A 21,178-nucleotide genomic window follows, 5' to 3' on the forward strand; every position below is an offset into this window, starting at 1 on the left:
AGAGCGCATTTTGTCCGGAGCCATACTTTCATGTGGGGAGATGATATTGTGAAAAAGCCTGTGTTCCTGGTCCTTACTCTTGCCCTCCTCGTGAGCCTGGTTTCCTTGACGGCCTTCGCATATAGCGAAAGCGTCACCCAGTGGGCTTCGCTGGTGAAATCCAAATATGGTGGAATGACGATAACCGCTGCTTTCGCCACCCATCCCGTCACGGACGCTATGCAAGAGATGACCGCCGAGTTTACAAAGCTGACGGGCATCAAGGTTAGATGGGATGTGATGGAAGAGGGTTATTTGCGTAATAAGCTGCTGATCGAGCACCAAGGCAAGACCGGGGTCTATGATGTACTGCTGATAGATGCCTTCTCCCTATCAGAGTATGCCCCTGCAGGGGTTGCCATCGACCTGCAGCCCTTCCTCCAGAATAAGGAACTTACGCCATCATGGTATGATTATGCCGATATCATGCCAGCCTACCGTGATGGCATTGGCAGGTACAAGGGAGTGATCTACGGCATCCCCGTGGCCGGCGAGACGAGGTATGTAGGCTACAGGAAGGATCTCTTCAAGAAATACGGTAAGGAACCCCCTAAGACCATGGAGGAGTTCCTGGAGTTGGCTAAATTCTTCAACGGTAGAGAGCCAAAACTCTACGGGATTGCGATGAGGGCCCAAAAGGGGATTCATTTCTCCTCCGGTTTCATGACGACCATGTATAATAACGGCGGCCAGATACTGGACCAGAAGACGTGGAAGGTCCTGATCGACAGCCCGAAGACGGTCAAGGCTTTCAAATACCATATAGAACTCCTTAAACAGGGCCCGCCCGACATCAGCGTATACACACACGAGGAGGCAGTATCTGCCTTTACATCGGGACGAACCGCCATGTGGTTCGATTCGACGGCGCTGACACCGTGGATTCTTGATCCATCTAAATCGGCAGTGGCCGATAAGGTCGGATTTGTCCCGCCTCCAAAAGGGGAGGGCGGTGCATATGGCGCCCTTGCTGGCTGGGATGTTGGCATCTCCTCGGATATCAGCCAGAAGCGACGCGAGGCTGCATGGGCATTTATAGTGTGGATGACCAGCAAGCTCAAGGCAGAGGAGTTTGTCAACCTTGGCGGCACTCCTGTCCGCAAGTCTATATTCACCAACAAGGCCATGATAGCCAAAGACTGGACTCTCCCGATCCAGCTCGAGTCCTTGGAGCGCGCTGGCAACATGGTTGCGGACGGCATAATGTGGTTGCCTCCGCACCCCAAATTCCTCAAGGTGATTGAGAGCCTTGGCTCCTATGGTTCGCAAGTTTTGGGTGGACAGCTCGAGGCTGAGGAAGCGCTCAAGCTGGCCCAGAAGGAATGCGAGCGTATAATGGCCGAGAAGTAAGTTAAGTAAGGTAATAAGTAGGCCTCTATAGACCCCTATGCCGCGGTGCGGCGCCACTAGGGAGGCACCACCGATGCAACGCTATCCGGAGAGGCGCTACCAGAACCAGAATCGGATCAGATTTTGGGATTTTGGGATGTGGCATATGTTCCGGGAGGGACTGGCTCTCAGCTCTCCCGGAACATATGCGGGGGTCGGGAATTAACCAGTTGCGGCTGACAGGCGCCAAAAGGCTTGCCGGGCAGACCGGCATGCCGCATAAGCGGCGCCATCAGAGAATGAAAATGGGTTTAGCTGGGATAACATCTATCTTCGGGATAGACGAGCCGGAATTAGGCAGAATCAGACAAAATCAGGTCGAATCAGGCAAACTAGGCGAACCGGGCAAACCGGGCGTTAACTGTGGTGTTGCTCATAGGAAAGGTGATGGGCTTGAAGTCTGCAGACTACTGGAGCTCGAGGAGATATCTATACTTGTTTGTCGGGCCGGCTATCCTCTCCCTTGTTTTAATCGTCATCCTGCCTACAATTTTCCTCTGGTATGTGAGCTTCACCTCATACGATCTGGGCATGGGGTGGGAGAAAAGGGCTTTCGTCGGTCTGAGGAATTTCTACTTTCTCATCTCAGGGCAGGACCGGGAGTTTTGGCCCTCGGTCGTTGTCAGCCTTAAATACATGGTGATCAGCACCATCATAGAGTTCATCCTGGGTTTCGCTATCGCGATCCTTTTCAATAGAAAGATGATAGGTAAGAGGTTATGGATGTCATGCCTTCTGGTCCCGCTTACGGTGACCCCTGCTGTAGTCGCTTTGATGTGGAAACTCATGTATAATACGGAGTACGGCGTAATCAATTATATCCTGGGTTTCCTGGGGATAAGTGTAAACTGGTTGAGTTCAAGCATGGCACTAATATCTGTTATTATTGTTGACGTCTGGCAGTGGACCCCGTTCGTGGCGCTTATCCTTTATGCCGGCCTCCAGGCGCTTCCCCAGGAGCCGTATGAGGCAAGCATGGTGGACGGAGCGAGCAGTTTGCAGGTTTTCCGCTACATCACTCTGCCGATGATGCGGCCCATGATCACCATCGCTATTCTCTTGCGTTCCATAGATGCCCTTAAGGTATTTGATACAGTATACGGGCTCACCCAGGGGGGGCCGGGGAACGCAACTGAATTATTGAGCCTCCATATCTACCGGCTTGGATTTCAACATACAGGGTGGATCGGTCGTTCCTCGGCAGCAGCGATTGTCCTGCTGTTACTTACAACTGCTTTGAGCACCTATTTATTGAAGGCGCTCAGGCGGGATTATAAAGCGGGGGAGGGGATCTGACTTGAGATCGAGCGAGAAGGGTGGCGAGAAGGCCTGGTCGGGGCCCCTGCCGAGGGCGCAGTCGGGGGGGCAGTCGGGAGCGAAATTGGGGGCACGATCAGGGATGATGCAGCCAAATATCCGCGCCGGCGCCAGGAGGCGCAGCGAGCTCGGGATGCGGATGTTAATAGCATTCCTGGTTGCCCTTACAGTCATCTTTTGCCTCTTCCCTTTTATTTGGATGGTGATGACATCATTCAAGACGCGAATCCTCGCCATTGATCCGAGTGTGTGGATATTTAAGCCTACCTTCGAGAATTACCTGGCTGTCTTCACGCGGCGGAACCTGGCTATGTATATAAAAAACAGTGTAGTTGTGGTTGTATTCACCACGTTGCTGTCGATGCTCCTTGCGGTTTTCGCCGCCTACGGGTTCGCGCGATTCCGGTTTAAACGAAAGGAAGACCTGGCGTTTTGGGTCCTGAGCCTGAGGATGTTGCCGGCCATGTCTGTGGTAATTCCTTTCTTCCTGCTGGGAAGGTTCCTTCATTTGTTGGATACCCATATTTTGTTGATAATAGTCTACATGAGTTTCAATATACCCTTTGCCATCTGGATGATGAGGGGCTTCATCGAGGAAATCCCGCGAGAGTTGGAAGAGGCGGCGTGGGTCGATGGCTGCACCCTGTTTCAAGGGGTAGTAAAGGTGGTTTTCCCGCTTGTAATGCCGGGTTTAGCGGCCACTGCCATCTTTATAGTGATACAATCGTGGAATGAGTTTGCGTTGGCGCTCTTTTTAACGAGCTTTGCAGCACGCACGGTTCCTACCACCATAACATTCTTCTTGTCGGTAATGGGCGTGATCTGGGGCGAAATGGCCTCTGTGGGGGTGATCACGACGTTGCCGGTCCTGCTGTTCGCCCTGTTCGTACAGAAATACCTGATACGGGGCCTGACATTTGGCGCGATAAAGTCTTGAGCAGCGTCTCGAGCGAGCCGAAGTTAAGTAGTGACGAGTCAACCAGCGCGATAGAATTAGAACCTTGAGTTAACCACCAGAGGTTGATGCGCTCGAGTCAACTTTGTTGGGCTGGCCTTGGCCCTCTCGAGCGCGTCTCGCGCCCGGTGAGGGTGGATGGAAGAATATTTGTTTTTTAAGGAGGAATAGTTGTCGCGATGTCTAATATATTAAGTGTAAATGTGCTAAAACGATAGACAACCAATTAGGTATAGATAGTGATATTCCATATTATATCTGCACTTCTTGTGGATCTTGTAATGATAAAACCTTTTGGCAAATCGGCATAAATAGCTGGGTGATTTAGCAAAATAGCGAGGCGGTTCAATAAACGGTCCTGCGTGGCCAAATGCTATCAGACTACTATTTAGAATGATTCGGGGGATGAAGGTGCCGGTAACTCTCACTGATGTAGCTAGGTTAGCTAAGGTCTCTGTCTCAACAGCATCTTTAGCTCTCAACAATAAATCCCGGGTAGGTAAGGATACCCGTGAACGCGTGCTCGAGGCCGCTCGCAAGCTTAATTACTACCCGAATGCAATGGCCAGAGGGCTTATCACCCAGAAGAGCGGCACGATAGGCCTTGTAGTAACTGATGTCGCCAACCCATACTTTGGGAGCATGACTCATTTTATTGAGCAGGCTGTCCGAGAGCGGGGTTATAATCTCATACTCGGTGTTTCAAATGACGATATGGAACTCGAGAAGAGGATTGTCCGCCAGTTCATAGGCCAGCGGGTAGATGGGATACTGCTGGTGCCTGTGCATAAAGAGAACGTTGATATAGGGCACGTCTTCGAGCTTCAACGCCTTGGTGTACCTTTCGTGTTTACCTCATGTTATTACCCCGGCGTGAACGCTAGCTGGGTTATGTGCGACCTCGAGAAGGGTTCCTATATGCTGACGCGATACCTCCTTGATACAGGGCATAGGAGAATCATGTTCCTATCAGGGGCCCTGGGTGCTGTTAGTTTTGATCTCCGGAGAAGGGGGTTTCGCACAGCCTTACGAGAGGCAGGACTATCCCTCGATGAACGGCTAATAGGAATATGTAGGTCTCCTTCATTTGACGGGGGCTACGAGAGGACGAAACAGCAGCTCAATGACGGTCTCCACCCCGATGCCATAACAGCAATCAACGACGTTATGGCGCTGGGGAGTCTTAAGGCCGTCCTGGAAAAAGGCTTCAAGGTCCCTTCTGATATCTCCATAGCTGGATATGATGATGTGATCTTCTCATCCATTTCAGAGGTACCGCTCACGACGGTGCGGCAACCAATCAGGGAGATCGGAGAAAAGTCCGTTGAAATACTCACAGACATGATTGCTGGCAGGCAGGGTGAGGTAATGCATGTGTCACTTGAGCCCGAGTTAGTTATCCGGCAGTCGACCCGGTGCGTGCAGCGCTAGGGTGCGCCCGGCCAGGGTGGCTATACCCGCATTTTGCACTGAAAACGAGGTGTGAGGCCAGGATGAGTCTGATGGGTATTGACATCGGCACCTCAGGGTGCAAGGTAGCGATCTTTTCCGAATTGGGTGATTTATTGGCTCAGACCTATAGGGAGTATGACATTATAGTCAGGCGTCCCGGGTGGAATGAGCTTGACAGCGTTGATGTCTGGAACAAGGTAAAGTCGGCAATTAGGGAAGCGGCGTTTAACCTGAGAGATAAATACCCTAAAGATCCCGTCAAGGCTTTCTCTGTCTCTTCATTTGGCGAGGCTATGACTCCCGTCTCGGAGGACAGGAGTATACTCGATAACTGCATCCTGGGCCTTGATTGCCGGGGCCAGGAGTATGTGGAGCCGTTCGCGGAGAAGGTCGGCATCCAGCATTTCTTCGAGATCAACGGGAATATCCTGGGGCATATGTATTCCATGCCCAAGCTACAGTGGATCAGGGATAACAAGCCAGATCTCTTTGATAGAGCGTATAAGTTTCTACTCTGGCAGGATTTGATATACTTCCTCATGGGGTGCGACCCGGTTACCGATTGTTCGCTTGCTGGCAGGACACTGCTATATGACATCAAGGGTAAGGGTTGGTCTGATGAGCTTGCAAAGGCTGCCTCCATCCCTGTGGGAAAGCTACCTCGTATCGCTCCTGCTGGCACCGATCTCGGACCCATCAGCGAGGCGGTAGCAGACGAACTGGGGTTGCCTAGGGGCACAAGGGCTGTGGTCGGGGGACATGACCAGTGCTGTAATGCGCTGGGCGCCGGGGTCGTAAGACCCCGAGTGGCGGTTTATGGAATTGGAACTTTCGCCTGTATTACGCCAGCATTCTCTATTCTACCGGATAGCACGCTGATGATGAGAAACAAGATGGGGATCGAAGCCCACGTGGTGCCCGGTCTTTATGTAAGCTTTCTTTACAATGGGACCGGCGGTTCGATCTTGAAATGGTTCAGGGATAGGCTAGCCGGGGTTGAGAAGGCGCAGGCTGAGGCGGCAGGCGTTGATGTCTATGATAAGCTTATGGCAGAGCTTCCTGAGAGCCCAAGCCGCATAATGGTCCTCCCGCATTTTACCGTCACCGGCCCGCCGCTGCTGGAGAGCCGGACGTCAGGGGTTATTGCTGGGCTCACCCTGGAGACGACCCGCGGCGAGCTTGTGAAGGGGCTCCTTGAGGGCGTGACCTATTATCTTAGAGAGGAAGTAGTGCTATTGGAGGGCGCTGGTATCAATATTGACGAATACAGGCCAACCGGTGGAGGGGCTAAGTCTCAGGCCTGGCTCCAGATAGCGGCTGATATCATGGGGAAGCCCTTTGCGAAGCCGAGGGTGGTTGAGGCGGGAGCCTTTGGCGCGGCTATTTTGGCTGGCATGGGTGTCGGCATATTCGATTCTGCGATCGGGGCTGCAGATGAGCTAGTAAAGATAGAGCGGGTCTATGAGCCTGATGCCGCGAGATGCGAGATCTACCGTAGGAGGATGGACCTCTATAGGAGGATGTACCCGGCGTTGCGGGAGTTCCTGCGAGATCTATCGGTCCTTGATTGAACCTTGATTGAATAAAGAGGGTCTTGCGTAGGGCGCCAACAGTTTTATTCGGAGAATTGAATAGAAAACATGTTTAGAATATCTATTCCGTATAGGAGGAATAGAGAGTGAAGCATCGAATATATAATTACAGCATATTCGAAACGATGGACTAAAATATAATGATTTATTAGCAAAAATCCAGCTAAACCCCAATAAATTTATACGATTATATAATGTAAAACCTTTCGACCAATGATAAAGGATTACCTCGTGTTTAGAGACTATATTGGCAACCATCACTCACGGCACGAGTAGCGTCCGTATAATGGTGTAAAAAGGAGGTGATAGAGAAACTGCAACGTGCAAGGAGAAGTCTTTCTTGGTTAGGACGGGCGAGTAGACAGGTCATCACTTTGAAGAGGGTCATTGACCCGGGAAGATTACGGAAAGGAGAGGCTTGGTATGAAAAGGCATGCGATACTGTGGGGTTCACTTCTATGCGTTATCCTGCTGGCAGGTTTAATATGGCCCGTCGCTGCTGCACCTAAAAAGGTGACTCTGACCCTCTGGTGTCTCTCTTTTGAGCTCCATAAGAACGGTTTCGAGAGGGTCGCGAAGGCTTTTATCGAGAAGCACCCAAACATTACCATTAAAGTGCAGCCCCAGGCCGACCTCCCTACACAAATAAAGGCGGCCCTGGCGGCCAAGAACGCGCCGGATATGTTCACACCACGGGCTGAGGATATGATGGAAATGGTGCTTGCCAGGGCGATAGAGCCTTTCCCGGCGGATGTGCTCTCGGTCGAAGAGCTCAAGGCCAAGCACTGGCCGGAATACTACCTGCAGGCTCCGTTCGATAAGGTATACGCTGTCGGGATTCCGGATCCAATAGGAGATGCTGGTTTGGTGGTTAATGTGGACTTCCTGAAGGAAGCTGGATTGGCTATCCCGGAAGAATTCGAGAGCCTGGACCAGATGCTGGACTATGCTAAGAAGCTTACAAAGATCGATGCTTCTGGCAAGTTAATTCGAGCTGGCTTGAGCTGCAGGGAATATAACAACAGCGTCTTCGCCTGGGACTTCATCGCCGAACAGGGCGGGAAGTTTTACGACAACGCAACCGGCAAGTTCGATTTTACAATCCCGGAGTCCAAGAAGGCGATCGAGTTCTTCTATGATCTCCACCATAAATATAAAGTCGACAGTTTGGATCTACCCGACAGTTTTGATGCTCTGTCGCAGAAGGTTGCGGCTATGGCTTTCATGTGGGCCGAATACGTTCGATTCGCGAAGACTATTTATCCTGATTTAAACTTCACATTAGTTGTTAAGCCCTCTTTCGTTAAAGGACGTCAACCGATTTTCACCCATATTGACACCTGGAACCTGGCCGTTTGGGCGGGAAGCAAGCATAAAGCAGAGGCCCTGGAGTTTATCAAGTTCCTGAAGACGAAAGAGGCCCAGATGCTTTTCTTGGAGGAGAATCCCGGTATATCGCCATTACGAGAGCTTGCAAAGCCTGAGTATTATAAGAATCCTGAGCGTAGCTTTTTGATGCCTCTCCTGAAGCACTTACCGAACATGCGCTTCTGGGGTCCCTTTGGCAATGACAGCATGATCAAGGATAGCTTCTACCGGACGATGGATGCAATTGAGCACAAAAGCCTAGGCCTCGATGAGGGACTCGCGAAGATGACGAAGGATGCTAACGAGGCTGTTGCTCGCTTCCGCGACCGTTACCCCAATGCCCCGAAGCCGAAACTTCAATGGTAGTGTTCTCATCCGTCGTATGGGAGGCCAGGGGGTAACTGCCATCGGCGGTTACCCCCGATACCCAAATCACGGGAGGTTTAGAAATGCGTAGCCGATCATTTCCTTTTCTTATATTAGTGCCAATTGCCTGCTGGTACGTTGTCTTTCTGGTTTGGCCGGTAATCAACTCATTCAGGACCAGCTTCTATGAGTGGAATGTAATCGACCCGTCTTTTAGCCCATTCATAGGTTTACGCAATTATATAAAGCTTCTAAATGACTATGTCTTTATCAAATCCTTCTGGAATACCATTATCTATGTTTTTTTTAAAACCGCGATCGGGGTCCCCCTCAGTCTTGCCGTGGCGGTCTTACTTATGAGATTGAAGAGGGGGCGCGACCTGCATCTGTTTTTCATCTTCCTTCCTGCAGTATGCGCTGTAGCTGCCATGAGCGTGCTGTTTAGGTGGCTTTACCAGCCGACCTTTGGGCTTTTTAATACCATTTTGAAGATGCTAGGGTTACCTCCCCAGGGATTCTTGAGCGATCCGGCACAGGCCATTTATGCAATAGTAGCTACTGATATTTGGCAGGGGTTGGGTTATGGAACAGTTATTTTCCTGGCGGGACTTATGGATATTCCTGTGGATTTCGAAGAAGCGGCTAAGATCGACGGGGCGACTGGCTGGCAGAGTTTTTTCAAAGTTACACTGCCCCTTTTGGGCAATGTGACGTTATTTGTGGTTGTTACCACACTAATCGGAGCATTCCAGGTATTTGATAGAATTGCTGTAATGACAAACCAGGGCGGGCCGGGTACGAGCTCTTACGTGATCGCTTATTTCATTTATAGGTACGGTATTTTTCACATGCGAGTCGGTTACGCCACTGCGGCGGCCGTTATCATGTTTTTCATGATTATCGGCCTCACCCTTTTACAGATGCGTGCACTAAAGCCGCAGTGGCGCTACTGATTTGACGTGGGGGTGATGAAATGAGAGGCCTTTCATTTAACAAGAACGGATATAATAGCAAGTTCCGTTTCTGGGATGCAGTCTGGCAGCTTGTGGCTATACTTGTTAGCCTACTTATGTTAATCCCCTTCCTATGGCTTTTTCTATCATCTTTTAAATCGGCGACTGAGATTATTCAGATTCCATTGACCTTTTTCCCCCGTAGGTTTACTCTGGCTACCTATCAGGAACTACTTGATAAACTCGATTTTGGGAGATATTTCTTAAACAGTGTGATAGTATCAACCGCAACTACCCTGCTCATCCTGTTTACGAGTTCTCTGGCAGGTTTTGTGTTCGCCAAATACCGGTTCCGGTGGAAGGAGGTCTATTTCCTTTTGATATTGAGCTCCATGATGATTCCTTTCGCCGTGATCGTAATCCCCCTTTATATGCTAATGTCGGATTTGGGTTGGATTGATACATATGCCGGGCTAATAGTTCCCATGTGCGTGAGTGCCTTTGGCATATTTCTGATGCGCCAGTTTATGGAGGGAATTCCTGATGCCTTGTTGGAAGCCGCAAGGATAGATGGCGCAAGCGACTGGTGGATCTACTATCGTGTAATCCTCCCTCTTTCCAAGTCGGCCGCGTCCGCGCTAGGGATTTTCAGCTTTATGTGGTCATGGAATAACTTATTTTGGCCGCTAATGGTTACCATGAGTCCCGAGATGCGCACATTGACCCTGGGCGTTGCCACGTTACAGTGGGAGTATGGGATTCGTTATGATGCGGTGATAACTGGCGCTGCCATTGCCACAATACCCGTGATAATCGTATATGCCTTTGCCCGAAGGAATTTCATTCAGGGCTTGACGCTGACCGGATTGAAATACTAGGAACGATGCGACCAAAAGACCGGATTGGGGGCTGGGACGCTCATGACAGGACGCGAACGGATTATAGCAGCTTTGACTGGAAAGGCATGCGATTGTGTCCCTTATTATGAGTCTCAAATCGACGAGCAGATCGTAGCGACACTATTTGGTTCGTGTTCATCTGAGGTGGAAGTCTCGCTACAATGCGGCCGGGATCACGTTCCGCTTTTTATGTTCGCCCCGATTCCGGTCAAGCGCGAGGCAACTGCCGCCGGGCAGGCTTTTTTGGGCCACCGTATAGCTTCATTTAACGAGATTCAGGAATTTAAGCTTCCTGATGTTGAGGAGGTGAATTTTCTGCAGCCTTTGCAGGAGTTGGTTGCCTCAGCTCATGCGAATGGCCTGGCGGTTAACATTCTACTGGGTTTCGGGGTTGATGCTGTAATCAATAGCGTCGGTCTTGATAAGTTTGCTTTTGCTTTATATGATTGTCCCCAAGTCGTTTGTGCTACAATCGAGAAATACGCGACCTGGGCTAAGAGCGTCATTCAGAAGGCTATTGACCTTGGAGTCGATTTCATCTGGGTGGGCGACGATATAGCGTGGAAAGGCGGGCCCTTCTTTTCACCGGACCTATTTCGCCGTTGGATACTGCCGGTCATCCGACCGGTAGCGGCGGCCATCACGGTTCCATGGATTTTCCATAGCGATGGCAATATATTGCCTTTGGTTGAAGACCTTCTTTCTCTAGGGATGAACGCCATCCATCCGTTAGAGCCGGAGTCGGTTGACATCGTTGAGTTTAAAAAGAGGTATGGCCATCGTATCACCGTAGTGGGCAACGTAGCAGTGGACAAACTGGCACGCGGAACCCCATCCGAGGTGGCAGATGAAGTCAAGCTTCGTTTGTCTCAATTGGCCCCGGGTGGGCGTTATATCATTTCCAGTAGTAATAGCATCCCTAATTATGTTAAGCCTGAAAACTACCGGGCCATGATTGATACGATCGCTAAATATCGTAAATGTGTAGGATTTGGCGTTATAGATTAGGAGGCAGAGAGAATAATGGGCGGAAACGAGATGACGCCTAAGGAACGTGTTATGTCCGTCTACCGGGGGGAAAAACCGGATCGCATCCCGGTTATGCCTTGCTTCTGGTACCTGATCCCGGCCCGGATGAGTGGCCGTCCATTTTATGATATAGAGGAGCCATTCTGGTACTGGCAGTGGCAGGTAGGTAGGTACTATGGCATCGATCAACGCGTTGCGCCCAAGCTTACATGGAAGAATGAGAATGTCAGGAAGGTGGAAGAACGCCATCTAAATGGAGAGGGGTGGCTTAGCATATGCACCACTTATTATACCGAATATGGGACCTTGACCAGCCGGTGCTTACATCCGCCGGATGGGGCGGCGTGGGATATTGAGCGGCCTGTGAAGGATATCGAACGCGATTGGCGCGCCTACGAAGAAGTGTTTTTTTGCGATCCCTCAGGGTTGGACACCTCGGATTTTGACCAATGTCTGGAAACGGTCGGGGAGGATGCGGTGGTTCCAGCGGTGATTGGTGGGTTATTCACGGATATGTTAGCTGACGCGCGAGAGGGCGGCATGGAACAGGCCATCTACGATCTTTATGATTACCCGGATTTCTTCGCTCAGGTTAGAGAGCGCTATGCTCGCCATCGAGCCGAATTAACCGAAGCCATCCTGAAGAAGACAGCTCCTGACTTTATCTTCATAGCTACCGGTGCCACAACCGCAAATGTAGTTGGGCCAGATATGTGGCGAACCTGGAACCTTCCTGCAGTAAAGGCCATTACCGATGTTGCGCACTCTCACGGCAAACCGGTCCACATTCATCTACATGGCCATTGCCGGGCGCTGCTCCCAGATATAGCGAACCTAGGGATCGAAATGGTCTGTCCTTTGGAGCGTCCTCCAGGGGGAGACATCGAAGACCTCCGCCAGGTGCGCGAGGAGATTAAGCCCTCTCTTGGTTTCATGGGCAATATATCGACTACTGCTACTTTGCTCACAGGTACGCCCGAAGATGTAGAGCGGGAAGTACGTGAATGTATCGAGGCTGCTAGCAATTACCCATTTATTCTCAGCACGGGGGATCAGGTTTCACCGCTTACCCCAGAGGAGAATATTAAGACTCTGGTCGCTGCCGGCAAGAAATATGGGATTAAATAGCGGAGCCCGGTGATTGATGAGCAATTTACAAAAACTAGGTAGGAGGTGCGCCATTATGTCTAAAATCGATCACATCATGGTTATCTCTCAGACCCACTGGGATCCTGAATGGTACTCTACCTTTGAGGAGTATCGCATGCGCCTCGTGGATCTCATGGACAAACTGCTGGACATCCTCGAGAACGTGTCAGGATATCATTCGTTCATGTTTGACGGCCAAGTAAGTCCCCTGGAATCATATCTCGAGCTTTTCCCGGAGAATCGGGAGAGGATAAAGCGGTTGGTAAAGGCAGGTAAGCTTCTTGTTGGGCCCTGGTTTATCATGCCCGATGAATATATGGTTGGACCGGAGGCCCACATCCGCAACTTGCTGTTAGGTACCAGGATAGCCCAGGAATATGGAGGAGTTATGAGAGTCGGATACCTGCCGGATATGGCTGGGCATATCTCCCAAATGCCCCAGATTCTTAGAGGGTTTGGGATCGATAGTGCCGTTGTATGGCGCGGGGTGGCCGGATATCCGGAGACAGCTAAGACCGAGTTTTTATGGGAGAGCCCGGACGGCTCTCAGGTATTAGCTTTACACTTACCATGGGCCTATGGGACTCATCTTTTCCTGTTTGACGATGCCGAGTACACATTCCGAAAGATCCAGGAACTCAAAGCAAGACAGGAAAGCAGGAATGCTACGAGGTTTATGTTATTGATGAATGGCGGCGACCATGAGGAGCCACATCGACAGCTCCCGGCTATTATAGAGGAGATCAAGAATAGGCAGCCCGGCTTTGAGCTAGAGCACTCTAACATCTTAGAGTATATAAAGGCTGTTAGGGGAGAGCTAAGCAATCCGGATGTGCATGTGGGAGAGATGAGGCGTACTGAGACGTCTCTACTCATGCCAGGCATTCAATCGACGCGTGTACCTATCAAACAGGAAAATGTCAAAACCGAGGTGTTACTCGAAAAATATGCGGAGCCCCTTTGCACTAGCGCGTGGCTTATTGGCGATAAATATCCTCAGCGTTTACTCCAGGCCGCGTGGAGATACGACCTGCAAAATAACTTTCACGATGATATCTATGGTGCCCACGTTGATGAAGTGACAGTTGATGTACTAAATCGTTATAAACACGCCCAGGAAATCGGCGAGCGGCTGGTGGCAATCGCCTCGCATAGCTTGGCCAGTCACATTGATGCCCCTGAATGGAGAAGGGCCTTTATCGTTTTCAACCCCTGTAGCTGGAACCGGACTGGCGTGGTGGATGCCACCATAGATTTCGCCGAGGCTGATAACATAATGGCCTTCCATATAACGCGCGACGGTAAGGATGTCCCCTTCCAGATCACGGGATCCGTAGATTTCGTCAAGTATCAAAGCGAGCGTGGCATTATGGATGGGCAGCAACCAACCGGTCCTGTCCGCCGTTATCATCTAGATATGCTGGCAGAAGATATCCCGGCTTTTGGGTACAGGGCATATAAGGTAGAGCCCGTCCCTATAGACCAAAAGCCGACCTTTACCAGTCTCGTTACGGTCAGGGGCCGGACTCTCGAGAATGAGTTTTTGAGGGTAGATATTCATGATGGTGGCCATTTCACCCTCACAGATAAGATAACCGGTCAGGTATACGGGAACTGTAATATCCTAGAGGATGGTGGGGATGTTGGCGATAACTATACTTACCAAGCCCCTGCGGCCGATCGCCTGGTTACTAATCTAGGTAGCGCGGGCCGTTATACCATAGTGGAGAGCGGCCCTGTCAGGGCTACGGTCCGCGTTGATGTGGACTTCATGTTGCCTGCATTTGCGTCACCTGATGACCGCTCTCGTGCATCTGAGGATGTGCTCTGTCCTCTATCGATCTACATTTCCTTGAATGCCGGGGCTCATTATGTTACGGTGAGAACTGAATTCGATAACAGGGCTAAGGACCATCGTTTACGAGCAATCTTCCGGCCAGAAATTGCCGCCAGGCAGGTTTATGTGGATGGTCACTTCGATATTCTCGCGCGGGATGTGGAGGTGCCGGTCAGACCGGGTTGGCTTGAGAAGCCAAGTCCAACTCATCCTCAGCGCAACTTCGTAGCTCTACGCGGGCAGGGTCGCGGTCTCGCCATTTTGAATAAAGGCCTCATACAATATGAAGCAACAGATGAACCCGAGCCTGCTCTCTGTGTAACTCTCCTGCGCTGCATTGGTTATTTATCTAAGGAGGGCCTGGATGAGAGGAATGGGTGTCCCTGCGGCCCCGGGTTGCCTACCCCTACTGCTCAATGCCTGGGCAAGCATGCTTTCGAATATGCTGTTTATCCCCACGATCCAATGGCTGTCTCTCTTCCCGAAATCCATAGAGCAGGCCAGGAGTTTAGCGCTCCCATGCGTGCTGTGGATGCGACGACCAATAAAGGAGGCGCTCTACCCACGGAGTTATCTTTTTGCCGTGTCAAAGGGGCACTGGCGAGCGCCTATAAGAAGGCGGAAGATGGCGATTATGTAATCCTGAGAGTATATAATATCTCTGATGAGGCGAGTCCTGTTGAGATAGAATGTTTCTGGCCAGTCTATGATGTTGAGGAGGTTAGTCTAGCCGAGATCCCGGTTGAGCAGACCATTGCTCTATCGAAAATTGACAACAAGGCATATCTGACCGTCCCGGCCAAGAAGATAATCACCTTACGGTTTCAGCTTGGCCAAGTATGACTTAACTTCAGCCAAGGCTTAGACTCACCTATTCATCCGGTTTTCCGAGCCTTCAAGGAATGGGTCTGTAGGTGCGGCCTTGAAGCTAGAAAGGGATAGAGATAGCGTTGTAAACCAATCTATTTTATATGGCGCTACTACTCTATGAGGCACTACTACCGATACCGAAAAATAGGGTAAGGTAAGAGGGGGAATTGCTGGTGAAGCGTTCAGAGCTAAATAAGATCATGCGAGAAGGGGTAGCATTTATCAAAAAGATGAACTTCGCCCTGCCGCCGTTTGCCTACTGGACCCCGGAGGACTGGAAGGATAAGGGCCACGAGTATGACGAGATCAGGGACAATATGCTGGGATGGGATATAACCGACTTCGGGAGCGGGGATTACCATAGGGTGGGCCTCTTGATGTTTACACTCCGTAACGGGAATTTCAACATGGAGAAGTATATTAAGCCATATGCTGAAAAACTCTTGATAGTAGAAGAAGAGCAGGTGACCCCTTTCCATTTCCATTGGAGAAAGATGGAGGATATCATAAACCGTGGAGGCGGGAACCTGCTGGTGCAGCTGTATAATTCAACTGAGAATGATGAGCTCGCCGATACACCAGTCTTGATCTCGCAGGATGGGAGGAACTATACCGACCCGGCCGGCACGATCGTCCGGCTCACCCCTGGTGAAAGCATTACGTTCGCTCCCCGTGTATACCACAAGTTCTGGGGCGAGAAAGGTACGGGCATGGTCCTGCTCGGCGAGGTGTCAAAGATGAATGATGACAGGGTTGATAACCGCTTTCTCGAGAGGGTCGGGAGATTTCCAAGCATCGAGGAGGATGAGCCACCGTTATATCTTCTCTCGAATGAGTACCCGGAGGCTGAGTAAGCCCGCAAAATAAAGGTTTAGAAGTAAATTCGTATGCCAGCATGCCGGGCGACTTTTAAGCGTTTCGAGCAAAAGTAGTAGCGGCAAGACTAGCGGGGTTAGGCCGGGCATGGTTAGGCCGCCTGCGTCCCGATTTTGACCATGGGGGCAGGCGGCATCTCTCATTTTGCGGAACATGGCGAATTCTTACTCTTATGTGTGGTGTATGTGGCGCGGTTGGTTAGAGCACCCTCGCTGCTATATCTGCAAGCTCCGAGCGTTCACCCTTGACCAGGGTCACATGCCCGTCTATGGGCTGGTCCTTGAACCCTTCCACCACATGGACCAGCCCGTTGCTGGAGGAATCAAGATAGGGGCTATTAATCTGGTAAGGGTCTCCAGTCAGGACCAGCTTCGATCCCTCTTCGATCTCCTGCGAGAGGCTTCCTCTTGGACGCCGGTTATCAAGTAGCCGGGAAATCTTTCGCGCGTTCCGGGCCCACCTCGTCTTCCCGTCGTTTCAGGCCATCGATCTATAGAACAGGAATTGGAGAACAGTAATTGGGGACCAGGCTTGCTTGCCCTTTGAAGCAGGTCTAAGGGGGTTTAACGGAGAGCCTGAGTGACACAGCTTCCCGTTGCATCATGGAAAAATGCATATCGCGCATAAGACAGGGGATATATAGATGGACCTGGAGCAACGATGACGACCGAGGTTTCAATCCAGCCATTCCCAAGGCGTGGTATCGTGGATTGAGGTGGCATCTCCATCCCTGGGCTTATGCACGTTATGAAAAAATGTGCTTAGATGGTCTGAAAGGCTTGAAGGACCTGGAAGGAACTTGAAGGGGCTCGAAAGACTCATTGATAGGTGAAGACCCGTCGTGTAATATTTATATCAACCCAATAAAATGCCTTACTAAAACCTTGCTAAACCGGTCTTCTTATCTAGAGAAGGGGAGGGACGGGCCCGATGAGCCTTCGGCAACAACCGGCGTCCGGCACCGTGCCGCGCCCGGCGCTGGGAATGTGCCAATTCCTGCAGGATGGGTGCATCCTGGGAGATAAGAGGAGGGACCGTACTAACCTCTTCTTGTCGAAGAGGTTTTTTGCTGCTAGGAGGGGTTTTTTACTGCGCGGCGAGGGGAAGATGCTGCACGACGGTAGAACATGACGATAGGGAAAGGCAAAGAGAGGCGGCAGGATCCTGGATGGCAGATACAAGAGATATGATGATTCGGTTGGATAACGTCACCAAGATTTACGGGCACGGTGACGGGCAGGTTGTCGCCCTGCGTGACGTCAGCCTGGAGGTTAAGAAGGGTGAGATTTTTGGGATTATCGGGTTGAGCGGGGCGGGCAAGAGCACCCTCATCCGGTGCATCAATAGACTGGAGGTGCCACAGCGCGGGACCATAGAGATCGGAGGCCGTGACATTACGAAGCTAAATGGCCGGGAACTGCGGGAAGCCAGGCGGGGAATCGGCATGATCTTTCAGCATTTTAACCTTCTTTCATCACGCACAGTCTTTGGTAATGTGGCCTTTCCCCTGGAGGTGGCAGGAGTGGACCGGGCCGAGCTGCGGAAACGGGTCAAGGAGCTGGTCGACCTGGTTGGTCTCTCCGATAAGCTTTACGCTTATCCTTCACAGCTAAGTGGTGGGCAAAAGCAGCGGGTGGGGATTGCCAGGGCGCTGGCTAATCGCCCCGGGGTCCTCCTTTGCGACGAGGCGACCTCGGCCCTCGACCCTGAGACGACCAAATCCATCCTGAATCTGCTGCGGGACGTCAACCGGCGTTTGGAGTTAACCATCGTGCTGATCACCCACGAGATGAATGTAATCAAAGAGATCTGTGACACGGTGGCGGTAATCGAAAACGGGCAGATCGTCGAGAATGGCCCCGTGGTCGAGGTGTTCGCTAACCCGCGCACTAGCACGGCCCGGCGGTTCATCAAGGGCGTCTTGCACACCGAGGTCCCGGAAGAGATCAGGCAGCGGAAGCTGATCGTGCATCGCGAGGGATGTGTCGGTAAGACGGTCCGGATCTCGTTTATCGGCCAGTCGGCCGGCGAGCCGGTCATTTCTTCGCTGATCCGCCGGTTTGATGTTGATGTCAATATCATTTATGCTAACCTCGACCTCATCAAGGAGACGCCTTTTGGTTCGCTGATCATAGAGATAGTTGGACCAGATGATAATGTTGAGGGGTCATTGCAGTATCTTGCCGACCAGGGGTTAAAGATCGAGGTGTTGAATGGTGTGGGACCCACGGGTTTGGAGTCTGCTGGTTGAAGCACTGTGGGAAACACTTTATATGGTGGGGGTTTCTCTGGCGCTTTCTGCCCTTTTCGGGATGCCTCTTGGTGTCCTGCTTGTAATTACGGGCCCGCGACATATTCGCCCGAACGCGGCCTTACATAATATCCTATCGGTGACCATCAATGCCGGGCGTTCGATCCCATTCATCATCCTGCTGGTAGCCATCGTCCCATTTACGCGCCTGCTGGTAGGGACGTCTATTGGAACCACCGGTGCCATGGTGCCTCTGACGGTGGGCGCAATCCCCTTTGTTGCGCGGGTGGTGGAATCGGCGATCCTGGAGGTGGAGTGGGGTGTGATCGAGGCCGCCCAGGCTATGGGGGCTACCACATGGCAGATTATCGCTAAGGTCCTGGTCCCGGAGGCCATGTCCGGACTGGTCCTGGGTCTGACTATTACCGCGGTTAGCCTGGTCAGCTACTCTGCCATGGCAGGGGCGGTCGGGGGAGGTGGGCTGGGCGATTTGGCCGTTCGCTACGGGTACCAGCGGTTCCGTGGCGACATCATGTTGGCCACGGTTCTCGTTTTGGTGATATTAGTCCAGGGCATTCAATCCCTGGGAGACTGGCTTGCAAGACGTCTGAGTCGTCGATAACCTGACAGACAAGATAGGCAAGGTGGGTAAATCTACCGGAGTCTATAACTTACCGCACCGGGGTCTACCAGAATCTATTTACTGGGCGATCTACTTATTGGATGACCTACTTACGGGATAAGCTTGACGATTCAAGAAACAGAGGAGGCAGATCTTCGATGAAAAAGACGTTGTTCTTCACACTATTATTGGCGCTGGTGGTAGGGTTACTGGCAGGGGTAGGTGGTCAGGCCCCGGCCCCGGTGATGGCTTCAACCGTGTTGAAGGTTGGGGCTTCGCCGACGCCGCATGCTCAGATCCTGGAGTTGATTAAACCCATATTAGCAAAGGAAGGCATTACCCTGCAAATCATCGAGTTTCAGGATTACGTCCAGCCCAATCTTGCCCTGGCAGAAGGGGAGCTGGATGCAAACTACTTCCAACACATCCCTTACCTCGAGCAGTTCAGCAAGGACCATAACTTGGACCTTACCTATATCGCCAAGGTGCATATTGAACCAATGGGTATTTATTCCCGTAAAACTAAATCCCTGAAGGACTTGAGAAACAGGGCTATAGTGGCCATCCCCAACGATCCCACCAACGGTGGCAGGGCTCTCCTTCTCCTGCAGCGCGCCGGGCTGATCGAGCTTCGCAAGGGTGCGGGGCTCTCTGCGACCGAGCTAGACATCGCCAAGAACCCCAAGGGCTTGCAGATCAGACCCCTGGAGGCGGCCCAGCTGCCGAGGGCGCTCGCGGATGTGGATATCGCAGTGATCAATACCAATTACGCCCTGCCGGCGAAGCTGGTCCCGACTAAGGACGCCCTGTTTATGGAGGATAGCGAATCCCCATACGTAAATATCCTGGCAGTGCGTGCGAAGGATAAGAACAACCCGGCTCTGCAGAAGCTCGCCAGGGCCCTGACAAGTACTACGGTCAGGGAGTATATCCTCAAGAACTATAAAGGGGATATTGTCCCGGCCTTTTAGCTGGTATCCTGAGCGGCGTCCCGTGCGGTGTCCCGAGCAATCTCGAGCGGCCCCGGGCGGCCCCGAGGGGTTCCGGCCCGGTCCCGGCCGTACTCGTGCTCTTTAACCCTCAACCCTATCAGGGTGGAGGGGCCTGACGGTGGCCTCCCGGTTCCCGGTGCTAGCGTAGAATGGAGGTATCCTGCTACCCTGCTACGCTGGAGGAAATCATGCCGGATGACCCTGTTGTACTTTTCAATATTTACGGTGCGGGCGTAACACCCGGGCTGGTCATCATTTCTGATGCCCCAACCACCCGTCTTATTTGATAGCCCCCCTTGTAAGGCCGCTAACGATATACTTGCGGGCGAAAATGCCGAAGACTAGCCCGGGTAGGAGCATGACGGTAGCGGCTGCGGAGAGCTCGCCCCAGGCTATGCCCCTGGCGCTTATGAATCCCGTCACCGCTACGGGCATGGTTTGCGCTTCCGGCGAGAAGGTGAGGTTCAATGCGAAGAGAAATTCATTCCATGACAACAAAAACGTAAACATGGCTGTGGCAATGATGCCCGGGGTTGACAGCGGGGCGATAACCTTGCGGATGGCGAGCAACCTGCTGGCCCCGTCGATCATGGCAGCTTCTTCAAGCTCCCTGGGTATGCTTGCAAGATAGCTTCTCAATATCCACACGACGAAGGGCAGGTTGAACGCTGTGTGGGCGATGATGAGGGCCGTCCTGGTGTTGGTCAGCTTGAACCTCTGCATAAGCAGATAAAGCGGGATAACCAGGACGACGCCGGGTAGCATACGTGACGCGAGGATGGTAAAAGCCAAAAAGGAATTTCCGGCGAACCGGAACCTGGCCAGGCTATATGCCCCCAATCCTCCGATGATCAACGAGACTGCGACGGTTAGCGTTGCTACTATCAAACTGTTGAGGAAGTACTTTTCAAGGAAGCCCATTTTTATGATATACCTGTAGGCCTGGAACGTCGGCTGGAAAACCAGAACCGGCGGCCTTGCAAAGATGTCTATTTCATTCTTGAGCGATGTCATAAAGAGCCAGATAAGGGGGAAAAGCGCAATGAACGTCAGGATTATAAGTATAGAATAGCGGAGCGCCCCGATGAATGAGGAGCGGGATGGCGGCTTTAACATCTTTCCGGGGTTTCCGGAGCTTTTCATGATCACTTTGCTCTACGCCTCCTATCAACGCAGCTGTTGGCAGTGGATTATTGTCCTGCGTTTCATCATAGTTCCAAGG

16 protein-coding genes, 1 pseudogene and 1 riboswitch are annotated in these 21,178 nt (G+C 51.7%); of the genes and pseudogenes, 15 read left to right on the top strand and 2 right to left on the bottom strand.

Features of this window, described 5'->3' with window-relative positions; genetic code table 11:
- Positions 1–30 precede the first annotated feature (30 nt).
- The 12 genes from HPY71_02685 (at position 31) to HPY71_02740 (ending at position 16,069) form a co-directional block, all read left to right on the top strand.
- On the top strand, positions 31–1,389 hold the full coding sequence (locus HPY71_02685) for a sugar ABC transporter substrate-binding protein (GenBank protein NPV52411.1): 1,359 nt from the start codon (positions 31–33) through the stop codon (positions 1,387–1,389).
- Positions 1,390–1,815: 426 nt separating this feature from the next.
- Complete coding sequence (locus tag HPY71_02690; GenBank protein ID NPV52412.1) at positions 1,816–2,724, top strand: sugar ABC transporter permease; 909 nt, start codon at positions 1,816–1,818, stop codon at positions 2,722–2,724.
- Positions 2,725–2,878: 154 nt separating this feature from the next.
- Positions 2,879–3,682, top strand: a complete 804-nt coding sequence (locus HPY71_02695) for a carbohydrate ABC transporter permease (GenBank protein NPV52413.1) — start codon at positions 2,879–2,881, stop codon at positions 3,680–3,682.
- A gap of 411 nt (positions 3,683–4,093) precedes the next feature.
- On the top strand, positions 4,094–5,131 hold the full coding sequence (locus HPY71_02700; GenBank protein ID NPV52414.1) for a LacI family DNA-binding transcriptional regulator: 1,038 nt from the start codon (positions 4,094–4,096) through the stop codon (positions 5,129–5,131).
- 62 nt (positions 5,132–5,193) lie between these two features.
- Positions 5,194–6,723: a hypothetical protein gene (locus tag HPY71_02705; GenBank protein NPV52415.1), complete on the top strand. Its 1,530-nt coding sequence runs from the start codon at positions 5,194–5,196 to the stop codon at positions 6,721–6,723.
- Positions 6,724–7,167: 444 nt separating this feature from the next.
- Positions 7,168–8,478, top strand: a complete 1,311-nt coding sequence (locus HPY71_02710; protein NPV52416.1) for an extracellular solute-binding protein — start codon at positions 7,168–7,170, stop codon at positions 8,476–8,478.
- An 83-nt stretch (positions 8,479–8,561) separates the two neighbouring features.
- Entirely contained in the window at positions 8,562–9,431 is an 870-nt protein-coding gene (locus HPY71_02715; protein ID NPV52417.1) for a sugar ABC transporter permease, read from the top strand.
- A gap of 20 nt (positions 9,432–9,451) precedes the next feature.
- Positions 9,452–10,309 carry a carbohydrate ABC transporter permease gene (locus HPY71_02720; protein ID NPV52418.1) on the top strand — a complete coding sequence of 286 codons (858 nt, stop codon included), beginning with the start codon at positions 9,452–9,454 and terminating at the stop codon, positions 10,307–10,309.
- Positions 10,310–10,351: 42 nt separating this feature from the next.
- Positions 10,352–11,338: a hypothetical protein gene (locus HPY71_02725; GenBank protein ID NPV52419.1), complete on the top strand. Its 987-nt coding sequence runs from the start codon at positions 10,352–10,354 to the stop codon at positions 11,336–11,338.
- Positions 11,339–11,353: 15 nt separating this feature from the next.
- A complete protein-coding gene (locus HPY71_02730) occupies positions 11,354–12,487 on the top strand; it encodes a hypothetical protein (protein ID NPV52420.1) in 1,134 nt (377 codons plus the stop codon).
- 55 nt (positions 12,488–12,542) lie between these two features.
- Positions 12,543–15,188, top strand: a complete 2,646-nt coding sequence (locus HPY71_02735; protein NPV52421.1) for a hypothetical protein — start codon at positions 12,543–12,545, stop codon at positions 15,186–15,188.
- A 200-nt stretch (positions 15,189–15,388) separates the two neighbouring features.
- Positions 15,389–16,069: a D-lyxose/D-mannose family sugar isomerase gene (locus tag HPY71_02740; protein ID NPV52422.1), complete on the top strand. Its 681-nt coding sequence runs from the start codon at positions 15,389–15,391 to the stop codon at positions 16,067–16,069.
- A 220-nt stretch (positions 16,070–16,289) separates the two neighbouring features.
- On the opposite strand, the pseudogene HPY71_02745 reads toward HPY71_02740, so the two are convergent.
- Positions 16,290–16,472: pseudogene (locus HPY71_02745) on the bottom strand (PhoH family protein).
- Positions 16,473–16,989: 517 nt separating this feature from the next.
- Positions 16,990–17,119: riboswitch (SAM riboswitch) on the top strand.
- Between the two features lie 161 nt (positions 17,120–17,280).
- Between HPY71_02745 and HPY71_02750 the strand changes: the two are divergent.
- From HPY71_02750 to HPY71_02760, 3 genes are all read left to right on the top strand, one after another.
- Positions 17,281–18,342, top strand: coding sequence for a methionine ABC transporter ATP-binding protein (locus HPY71_02750; protein NPV52423.1), 1,062 nt, complete (start codon positions 17,281–17,283; stop codon positions 18,340–18,342).
- Positions 18,305–18,964, top strand: a complete 660-nt coding sequence (locus HPY71_02755) for an ABC transporter permease (GenBank protein ID NPV52424.1) — start codon at positions 18,305–18,307, stop codon at positions 18,962–18,964. The genes HPY71_02750 and HPY71_02755 overlap by 38 nt, the downstream gene beginning before the upstream one ends.
- 158 nt (positions 18,965–19,122) lie before the next feature.
- On the top strand, positions 19,123–19,935 hold the full coding sequence (locus HPY71_02760) for an ABC transporter substrate-binding protein (GenBank protein NPV52425.1): 813 nt from the start codon (positions 19,123–19,125) through the stop codon (positions 19,933–19,935).
- Positions 19,936–20,235: 300 nt separating this feature from the next.
- Here HPY71_02760 and HPY71_02765 read toward each other — a convergent pair whose 3' ends face one another.
- Entirely contained in the window at positions 20,236–21,105 is an 870-nt protein-coding gene (locus HPY71_02765) for a carbohydrate ABC transporter permease (GenBank protein NPV52426.1), read from the bottom strand.
- Positions 21,106–21,178 lie beyond the last annotated feature (73 nt).

The sequence above is a fragment of the Bacillota bacterium genome, from assembly GCA_013178125.1.
Taxonomy (GTDB): Bacteria; Bacillota; SHA-98; order Ch115; family JABLXJ01; genus JABLXL01.

What these genes read in the sequence shown, in the direction of transcription:
- HPY71_02685 (NPV52411.1), top strand. Translation starts at nt 31, where the DNA reads ATGTGGGGAGATGATATTGTGAAAAAGCCTGTGTTCCTGGTCCTTACT.
- HPY71_02690 (NPV52412.1), top strand. Translation starts at nt 1,816, where the DNA reads ATGGGCTTGAAGTCTGCAGACTACTGGAGCTCGAGGAGATATCTATAC.
- HPY71_02695 (NPV52413.1), top strand. Translation starts at nt 2,879, where the DNA reads ATGCGGATGTTAATAGCATTCCTGGTTGCCCTTACAGTCATCTTTTGC.
- HPY71_02700 (NPV52414.1), top strand. Translation starts at nt 4,094, where the DNA reads ATGATTCGGGGGATGAAGGTGCCGGTAACTCTCACTGATGTAGCTAGG.
- HPY71_02705 (NPV52415.1), top strand. Translation starts at nt 5,194, where the DNA reads ATGAGTCTGATGGGTATTGACATCGGCACCTCAGGGTGCAAGGTAGCG.
- HPY71_02710 (NPV52416.1), top strand. Translation starts at nt 7,168, where the DNA reads ATGAAAAGGCATGCGATACTGTGGGGTTCACTTCTATGCGTTATCCTG.
- HPY71_02715 (NPV52417.1), top strand. Translation starts at nt 8,562, where the DNA reads ATGCGTAGCCGATCATTTCCTTTTCTTATATTAGTGCCAATTGCCTGC.
- HPY71_02720 (NPV52418.1), top strand. Translation starts at nt 9,452, where the DNA reads ATGAGAGGCCTTTCATTTAACAAGAACGGATATAATAGCAAGTTCCGT.
- HPY71_02725 (NPV52419.1), top strand. Translation starts at nt 10,352, where the DNA reads ATGACAGGACGCGAACGGATTATAGCAGCTTTGACTGGAAAGGCATGC.
- HPY71_02730 (NPV52420.1), top strand. Translation starts at nt 11,354, where the DNA reads ATGGGCGGAAACGAGATGACGCCTAAGGAACGTGTTATGTCCGTCTAC.
- HPY71_02735 (NPV52421.1), top strand. Translation starts at nt 12,543, where the DNA reads ATGTCTAAAATCGATCACATCATGGTTATCTCTCAGACCCACTGGGAT.
- HPY71_02750 (NPV52423.1), top strand. Translation starts at nt 17,281, where the DNA reads ATGATTCGGTTGGATAACGTCACCAAGATTTACGGGCACGGTGACGGG.
- HPY71_02755 (NPV52424.1), top strand. Translation starts at nt 18,305, where the DNA reads ATGGTGTGGGACCCACGGGTTTGGAGTCTGCTGGTTGAAGCACTGTGG.
- HPY71_02760 (NPV52425.1), top strand. Translation starts at nt 19,123, where the DNA reads ATGAAAAAGACGTTGTTCTTCACACTATTATTGGCGCTGGTGGTAGGG.